The organism is Borrelia crocidurae, assembly GCF_000825665.2.
Taxonomy (GTDB): Bacteria; Spirochaetota; Spirochaetia; order Borreliales; family Borreliaceae; genus Borrelia; species Borrelia duttonii.
In genome coordinates, this window is the sequence record NZ_LN609267.1 from 99679 (window position 1) to 107228 (window position 7550).

The window sequence follows — 7550 nt, forward strand, 5'->3', positions numbered from 1 at the left end:
ATATTTTTAATCTCTTCAATAGAAATTCTTGATTTTTTTTTAAGGAGTAAAACAATAGACTCATTTATACTCTCAAGACAATAATTTGGATATTCTTCATCAAGTTCAATAAGATTTTTAATTAAATTAACAAAAGAACATACTTCCTGAATCTCTCTATCAGTTTTTAATATTTGCTGTTCATTTAAAAGTTTAACCGTATCTGAAACAGTTACATAAGATGCAACTGAAGATAATATTTGATAAAAATCAATTTTTTCCAAATATTTCTCTTGCATAACTTTTATATCTCTTAAGTTCACTAAAAATTTTCAGATAACTATTATACCTAGCTTCTGCAATTTTAAATCCAATTTGACTTATTACAAAACAATTTGGCTCATTGATGTGTAAACAAGAATTAAATCTACATAAATCATTAAAATATTTAAATTCTTTAAAATAATATTTAAGTTCAAGATATCCTAAACCTTCAATGCCAAATTCCTTTATTCCAGGAGTATCAATTAAAATTTTATTATCAGAATGAAAAGCCACAGCATAAACCGTAGTATGTCTGCCTCGTGCATATTTATAAGATATCTCATTTATAGCCTGAGATGCATTTAAATCTATAACATTTATAAGTGAAGATTTTCCAACTCCAGACTGCCCAATAAAAGAAGTTCTTGAATTTTTAATAATTTTTTTCACCTCATCAAGTCCCTGCAAAGTAACAACAGAAGTCTTAATAACTCTATAACCTAAATATTCATAAATCTTAATAAAAGAATCAACCCTCAGATTTATGCCTTCATCAACCTTATTTACCAAAATAATAGGGGTAATTCCCTGCTCCTCAGCAACTATCAATATTCTATCAATAAATGAATTTTTAAATTCTGGAAGAGTAGCAGAACTTACAATCAAAATATTATCGATATTTGAAACAATCACTTGCCTTAAAGCAACCTTTTTATTATAACGCCAAAAAACATTTCTACGTTCCATTCTCTCTTTAATGTATACCTTATGTTCATCATAAATATCACCACAAACAAAATCACCCGGAACTAAAGGACTATATTCTTTCTCCCTAGTATTTAAGAATTTACCTTTAATAACACCCTCATAAACTGTATTAGTATTAACTTCAACAACAGAATAAATATTATTAACACCCCAGAGAACCTCAAATGTACTACTATTCAATTGAATATTCCTTTAAAATAAAAATCATATTTTTTACAAAAATTCTTATAAAAGTGTAAATTTTTATCTTGTGTTAAATAAAAATAACGTTTAAAACAATAATCACTATTTTCAACATTTTTTAGCGCTTTATTAAGTTCATCGGCAACAATTTTACGATTATCATAAACGGGTATTTCTAAAACACTTTCTATCATATCTTTAATATGCAAATAATGCGTACAACCCAAAAAAACAATATCTCGTTTAGTAGATTGAACTTCAAACTTTAAAGATTTTAAATACTCAAGCGCATCTCTTTCAAAGATAGCTCCATATTCAACAAATTTTACAAGTTCACCCGCAGATTTTAAAATTAAATCTATATGATTATTCTGCTCTTTCTTGACAAATTTGCTATTAATAGTAGTATTTGTTGCAATTAAAATCACCCTTTTAAACACAAGTTCCTTAACTAAACTAACTGAAGGCAAAGTATATATTATAGGAAAATTAAAATTTAATTTATTATAAACACTAATAGAAGCTGTATTACACGCAACAACAATCGAGACAATATTATATATTTCCCTTAATTTTGAAATAAGCTCCAAAAACTCATTTAAAATAAAATTTGAACTTTTATCACCATAAGGAAAATTTTTATTATCTGCAACATAAATATAATTTCTATTAAACAATCTCTTACTTATATATTCAAAATAAGCAAGTCCACCAATACCTGAATCAAAAATAACTATAACATCTTCTAAATTGTTCATAAATCTTCTCTAAATTTAAGTATAAAAATTAATTTACTCTCTTTCAATGACAAAATGATAAAATAATATGGTTTAAACTATAATTATAATAAACATCAAGTTAGAGAAGGAGGAATATATGCACAAAAGTATCAAAGAAATATTAAACAACCCTATAACAAATAGTACAATCACAGTCAAAGGATGGATTAGAACAAAACGAAGCAATGGTAAAATTTCATTTTTAGAAATTAATGACGGCTCAAATATTAAAGGAATTCAAGCTGTTATTGATGAAAACAATCCTCAATTTGAAAAAAAAAAATTTAAAAAGCTAACAACAGGTGCAAGCATATCCTTAACAGGAATCTTAATTTTAAGCCCTGCAAAAGGACAAACTTATGAAATTAAAACAACAAATTTTTATATAATTGGGAAATCAGATCAAGAAACATATCCTTTACAAAAAAAAAGACATTCTTTTGAATTCTTAAGAGAAATCCCTCATCTAAGAATACGCACTAATACATTTGGTGCTGTTGCCAGAATTAGAAACCAAATTTCTTATAAAATTCATGAATATTTTCAAAAAAACGGATTTTTTTATATTCATACACCCATTATTACATCAAACGATGGTGAAGGAGCAGGTGAAATATTTCGTATATCTACCCTAAACCTTAATAACACTACAAACAAAAAAGAAGTTGATTTTAAAGATGATTTTTTTGGCAAACAAGCATTTCTTACAGTCACTGGACAATTGCATGGAGAAGCTTATGCAATGGCTTTATCAAAAATATATACATTTGGTCCTACCTTTAGAGCAGAAAATTCAAATACAACACGCCATGCCTCAGAATTCTGGATGATTGAACCTGAAATGGCATTTTTTACGCTTGAAGACAATATAAATTTAGCAGAAGATTTTTTAAAATACGTCCTAAGCGAAACTTTAAATCACTGTCATGAAGATATGGAATTTTTTGATAACTTCATTGAAAAGGGAGTAATAAAAAAAATTGAAGATGTAATAAATTCTAAATTTGAAGTTATTACCTATACTCAAGCAATTAAAAAACTCGAAAATGCAACAAAAACATTTGAAATAAAACCTTATTGGGGCATGGATTTACAAACAGAACATGAAAGGTATTTAACAGAAGAAATTATCAAAAAACCTACTACAGTTATTGACTATCCAAAAGAATTTAAAGCCTTTTACATGAAAATGAACCAAGACAATAAAACTGTAAAAGGAATGGATATTTTAGTTCCACGAATTGGAGAAATCATTGGGGGCAGTGAAAGAGAAGATAATCTAGATAAATTGAATAATAGAATAAAAGAGCTAAACTTAGAAACAGAGACTCTTAATTGGTATTTAGATTTAAGGAGATTCGGTTCAACTCCGCATTCTGGATTTGGACTTGGACTTGAAAGACTACTGCAATATACAACAGGAATGGCTAATATTAGAGATGTTATACCATTTCCAAGAACTCCAAAAACTCTTCATTTCTAATAAAGAGTTTTTGAAAGGAGAAAAACATTGCAAATCAAAATTTTGTATAAAATAGTATTGATGTCACCAGTACTAATCTTATTTGCAAATGAAAAATTAAAAGACGATTTCAAAATATTTTCAAATATAGAAAAAGAAATCACAAATAAAACCAATAAATCAAAGCCTAAAATAAATAAATCCAACAAAATAAATTATCCACACAAAAAAATTAATTATTATCATGAAATTAGAAGAAAAAAAAATAAAAATTTTAAATCTTATAATAAGGAACATATAAATAACCACACAAATGGTACTGTAAAAATAAAAAAATCAAAAAAAATATATTATCCACAAGATAAAATTAACATACAAGAATCAAATTTAGAAAAAAATGTATGGTATAATATCAAAGTTTATCCAACCAATATAAAGGATAGATTTAACAAAATTAAATTACTAAATAATATAAATACAAAAATAAAAAAAGATTTTGCTTTAATTGGACCCATTCTAGAAGATAATTTAGGAGAAATAACAAAAGCATTAAACATAAGAGGATATAACGAACTAGAATATATTAAGCTAGAATAGAATTAAAGTTTTTTTGATAAAAACTTTAAAATATCTAATAATTCATCATCTAAATTAACAAAATTTAATTTATATTCATCTTCTGACAATCCAATTAACTCATGATTACTGTAATGTATCCAAGTAGTTAATTCATCCTCATCTGAATACTTATTCACATAATAATCAGGTTCATAATCAATATGTCCACGTTCTTTATAATCATAAACAGCTATCCTAACATTTTGACTATCTATTCCTCTCTTTAAAACTTCTTCTCGCAAATGAATAATTGTACGACCAGTATCAAAGATATCATCAACAAATAAAACATTATCACCTACTCTTAAATATTTTGGATCATAAGTCCATCCATCTATCATTATTTTTTTCTGCTTATTTGAAACATCATATGATCTTGCAACAACAGCAGCATAAAGAAGGGGCTTTTCTGGCTTAATAAATTTAAAGAACTCACTAATAATATTTCCAAGATAAGCTCCACCTCTCAAAGACACATACATAATGTCAGGAATAAACCCATCTTTATAAATTTTATAAGCAAGTTTAAGACCATTTATTCTTATATCTTCATAAGAAACGAACTTTTTCATTTATATAACACCTCAAAACACATAAAATTAAAACTTGTTTCAAAAAATCAATTATCTCTTCAATTTAACTCATAATTCATATATTTACTACTCTCTCAATACTAAAAAACAATTTATAACTTGAACTGTATTAAAGAAAACTTATAAAAATAAACAGTATTATTTACACTAATATATTTAAATACAAATCCCTATCCCAACATTATCTCTTTACATTGATAAATAAAAAATAAAACTTATTCACTTAAGTAAAATAACAATTCATAATATAAAATAGAATTACCAAATTTAATGCCTAAAGGCTTAAAAATGTTAATTCTTTAAGCCTTATACAAAGTAAAATGTATTATTAAATAGACACTTTTAAAGTTTGTCCATTTCTTAAAATACTATAATTATTTTTTCCATGCTTAATAGCATCATAAAAATCTCTTAAAGTTTTAACATTTTTTGAATTAACAATCATAATAATATCTCCTGTTGCAATTTGAGGATTATTACCCAAAGTTGAATCAATACTATCAACAACAACTCCATTAATCCAATTTCTCAAACCAAGTTGCACCCTAACCTCTTTGGTTAAAGGATAAACAGTAAAGCCTGGCATCAATTTTAAATCTAAAGTATTGCCCTTTTCCTTATCGATATTAGTAGGCATAACACCAAGTTCTACTTCAAAAGTTTTCGTCTCTTGTCCTCTTAAAACCTCAACTTTAATTTTTTCCTTAGCATAAAAATCATTAATGTATTGCTTAACATCAAAGAAAAGATTCATTGCAACACCATCTATCTTGCTAATCACATCACCAGCTCTAAATCCTGCTTTCAAAGCTGGAGAACCATCATAAACACCTGCAACAATTGCTAATGAAACAGACTCATCTTCATAACCTAAACTTTTAAGAAATTCTACATCTTTAGATCTCAAACGATGAAATGCAACGCCCATCCAAGCTGATTCACTTTTTTGTCCACTCATTAATGCATCAAAAACACTCTTAGCATTATTAATAGGAATAGCAAAACCAAGTCCAATATTTCCTCCAGAAGGAGATGAAATCCACGAATTGATACCAATAACTTCTCCTTTAGTATTAACAAGAGGTCCTCCAGAATTACCACGATTAATAGCCGCATCTGTTTGAATAAATAAATTTCTAGCTTTTAAATTAGGATTAAAAGAACGATGAAGACCACTAATAATACCTGCTGTAACTGAAAAACTAAAGTGATAAGGACTTCCAACAGCTATAACCCAATCTCCCACTTCAAGTTTATCACTATCACCAAGTTCAGCTACCCCAATATCTGCAACATCATCAGCCTCAAAACTAACCAATGCAATATCTTTCTTATCGTCCTTACCCACTAACTGAGCTTTATAACTTTTATTATTATAAGTTCCAACTTCAAACTCGCTAGCATTTTCTAGAATATGACTATTTGTCAGAACATAAAACAAATTTGTTTTCTTAGAATCTTTTCCAATAATAACGCCAGAACCACCCCATTGTGCTTTTTTTTCAAGATTAAGACCTGGAATATCAAAGAAAAAGAATTGCATAGGATCGCGTGTTTTAATTGTTCCAGTAGCATAAATTTCCACAGTTGATGGTAAAATTTTTTTAGATACTTCTCTAAAAGAATCTTGAAGAGAGTGTACAGCATCTCCTTTCTCCTGTGCAAAAACAATAGTATTTTTTTCAGACTTCAAATAACCTATTCCAACAAAAAATCCAACAGCTAAAGCTAAAAAACTAGCAAAAAACACAGAAATAAAATTTTTATTCATTTTATACACCTCCATAATATAAAACCAAATCTTTTAAATATTTACTTAAGTATTATCAAACTTTACTTAAAATTAAAGGCAAACCATCAATAACAGCAACAGTATGTTCAAAATGAGCAGAAAAACTAAAATCAGATGCAAATACTGTCCAACCATCACTCTTAAGAGAAACTTTATGACTTCCTAAATTTACCATAGGCTCAATTGCCAAAACCATACCTTCCTGTATTTCAATATTTTTAAAAAAAGGATCATAATAATTTGGAATACTTGGCTCTTCATGTAACGAAAAACCAACACCATGCCCCGTATATTCTCTAACAATTCCAAACTTAAATGGTTTAATATAATTTTCTATAGCCTTCGAAATATCTAAAATTCGATTACCAACCTTCATTTCATCAATTCCTTTATAAAGAGCAGCCTCTGTAATTTCTAATAAGCGACTAACTTGAGAGCTTACCCTTCCCACTTTAAAAGTTTTAGCCATATCAGAATAAAATCCATCCAAAACAACACCACAATCAATACTAATAACATCCCCATTTTTAAGCATTCTACTCCCAGGAATTCCATGTATAACTTCTTCATTTATAGAAACACAAATAGTCCCTTTAAATCCATTATATCCTTTAAAAGCAGACTTACCTCCATTTTTAGTAATAAAATCACTAGCTATAAAATCAAGTGTTTTAGTGTTAATTCCAGGAGCAATATTTTTCTCGATTTCCAAAAAAGTTTGAGCTAAAAGTCTACCTGATGCCTTAATCTTTTCAATTTCTTCTCTAGATTTTAATCTTAATTTCAAATATTCAATTCCTCTCTTTAAATATCTTTATCATATTCATATAAAGTTTACCCTCATTAGTTTCATAAAAAGAATTAGCAATTGAAATGGCCTCTCGTCCCTTTTCAAATTCACCTAAATAAAGATAATTAATCCCTCGCTTTAAATATATTTTTGCTATATCCTCACGCTCTTTTAAATTAATGCTACTCTTATCATCAATAGCAAAAGGTAAAGTCGAAACTGCATTACTAAAATATTCTTCTGATTCCTTATAATTTTTTTGATAAAACTTTAGAACCCCAAAATTATAATATATACCATATAAATACTTGTTCGTTTGCTC

The 7550-nt window shown here is 27.4% G+C and carries 8 protein-coding genes and 1 pseudogene; 2 read left to right on the top strand and 7 right to left on the bottom strand.

Annotated features, from left to right (window positions below; genetic code table 11):
* The 3 genes and pseudogenes from BN1173_RS00520 to murI all read right to left on the bottom strand — a co-directional run.
* Positions 1-263, bottom strand: a pseudogene (locus BN1173_RS00520) (endonuclease MutS2); the annotation flags it as partial.
* Positions 250-1191 carry a ribosome small subunit-dependent GTPase A gene (gene rsgA / locus BN1173_RS00525; RefSeq protein ID WP_014696004.1) on the bottom strand — a complete coding sequence of 314 codons (942 nt, stop codon included), beginning with the start codon at positions 1189-1191 and terminating at the stop codon, positions 250-252. The pseudogene BN1173_RS00520 and the gene rsgA, both read right to left, overlap by 14 nt.
* Entirely contained in the window at positions 1188-1952 is a 765-nt protein-coding gene (murI, locus tag BN1173_RS00530) for a glutamate racemase (protein ID WP_040235847.1), read from the bottom strand. The genes rsgA and murI overlap by 4 nt, the downstream gene beginning before the upstream one ends.
* Before the next feature lie 118 nt (positions 1953-2070).
* Here murI and asnS point away from each other — a divergent pair, with 118 nt between their 5' ends.
* The gene (gene asnS / locus BN1173_RS00535; protein ID WP_040235850.1) at positions 2071-3456 is read left to right on the top strand and encodes an asparagine--tRNA ligase; all 1386 of its coding nucleotides are present in this window, start codon (positions 2071-2073) and stop codon (positions 3454-3456) included.
* Between the two features lie 27 nt (positions 3457-3483).
* Positions 3484-4032, top strand: coding sequence for a hypothetical protein (locus BN1173_RS00540; protein WP_040235851.1), 549 nt, complete (start codon positions 3484-3486; stop codon positions 4030-4032).
* Between the two features lie 2 nt (positions 4033-4034).
* Here the strand turns inward: BN1173_RS00540 and BN1173_RS00545 are convergent, their stop codons facing one another.
* The 4 genes from BN1173_RS00545 to BN1173_RS04465 form a co-directional block, all read right to left on the bottom strand.
* Positions 4035-4625 carry a phosphoribosyltransferase gene (locus tag BN1173_RS00545; protein WP_014696008.1) on the bottom strand — a complete coding sequence of 197 codons (591 nt, stop codon included), beginning with the start codon at positions 4623-4625 and terminating at the stop codon, positions 4035-4037.
* Positions 4626-4974: 349 nt separating this feature from the next.
* Positions 4975-6417, bottom strand: coding sequence for a trypsin-like peptidase domain-containing protein (locus BN1173_RS00550; RefSeq protein WP_025400525.1), 1443 nt, complete (start codon positions 6415-6417; stop codon positions 4975-4977).
* Between the two features lie 55 nt (positions 6418-6472).
* Entirely contained in the window at positions 6473-7225 is a 753-nt protein-coding gene (map, locus tag BN1173_RS00555; RefSeq protein WP_040235853.1) for a type I methionyl aminopeptidase, read from the bottom strand.
* A gap of 4 nt (positions 7226-7229) precedes the next feature.
* Positions 7230-7550 (bottom strand): tetratricopeptide repeat protein (locus BN1173_RS04465; protein ID WP_040235857.1); only part of this gene is annotated, 321 nt, incomplete at its 5' end.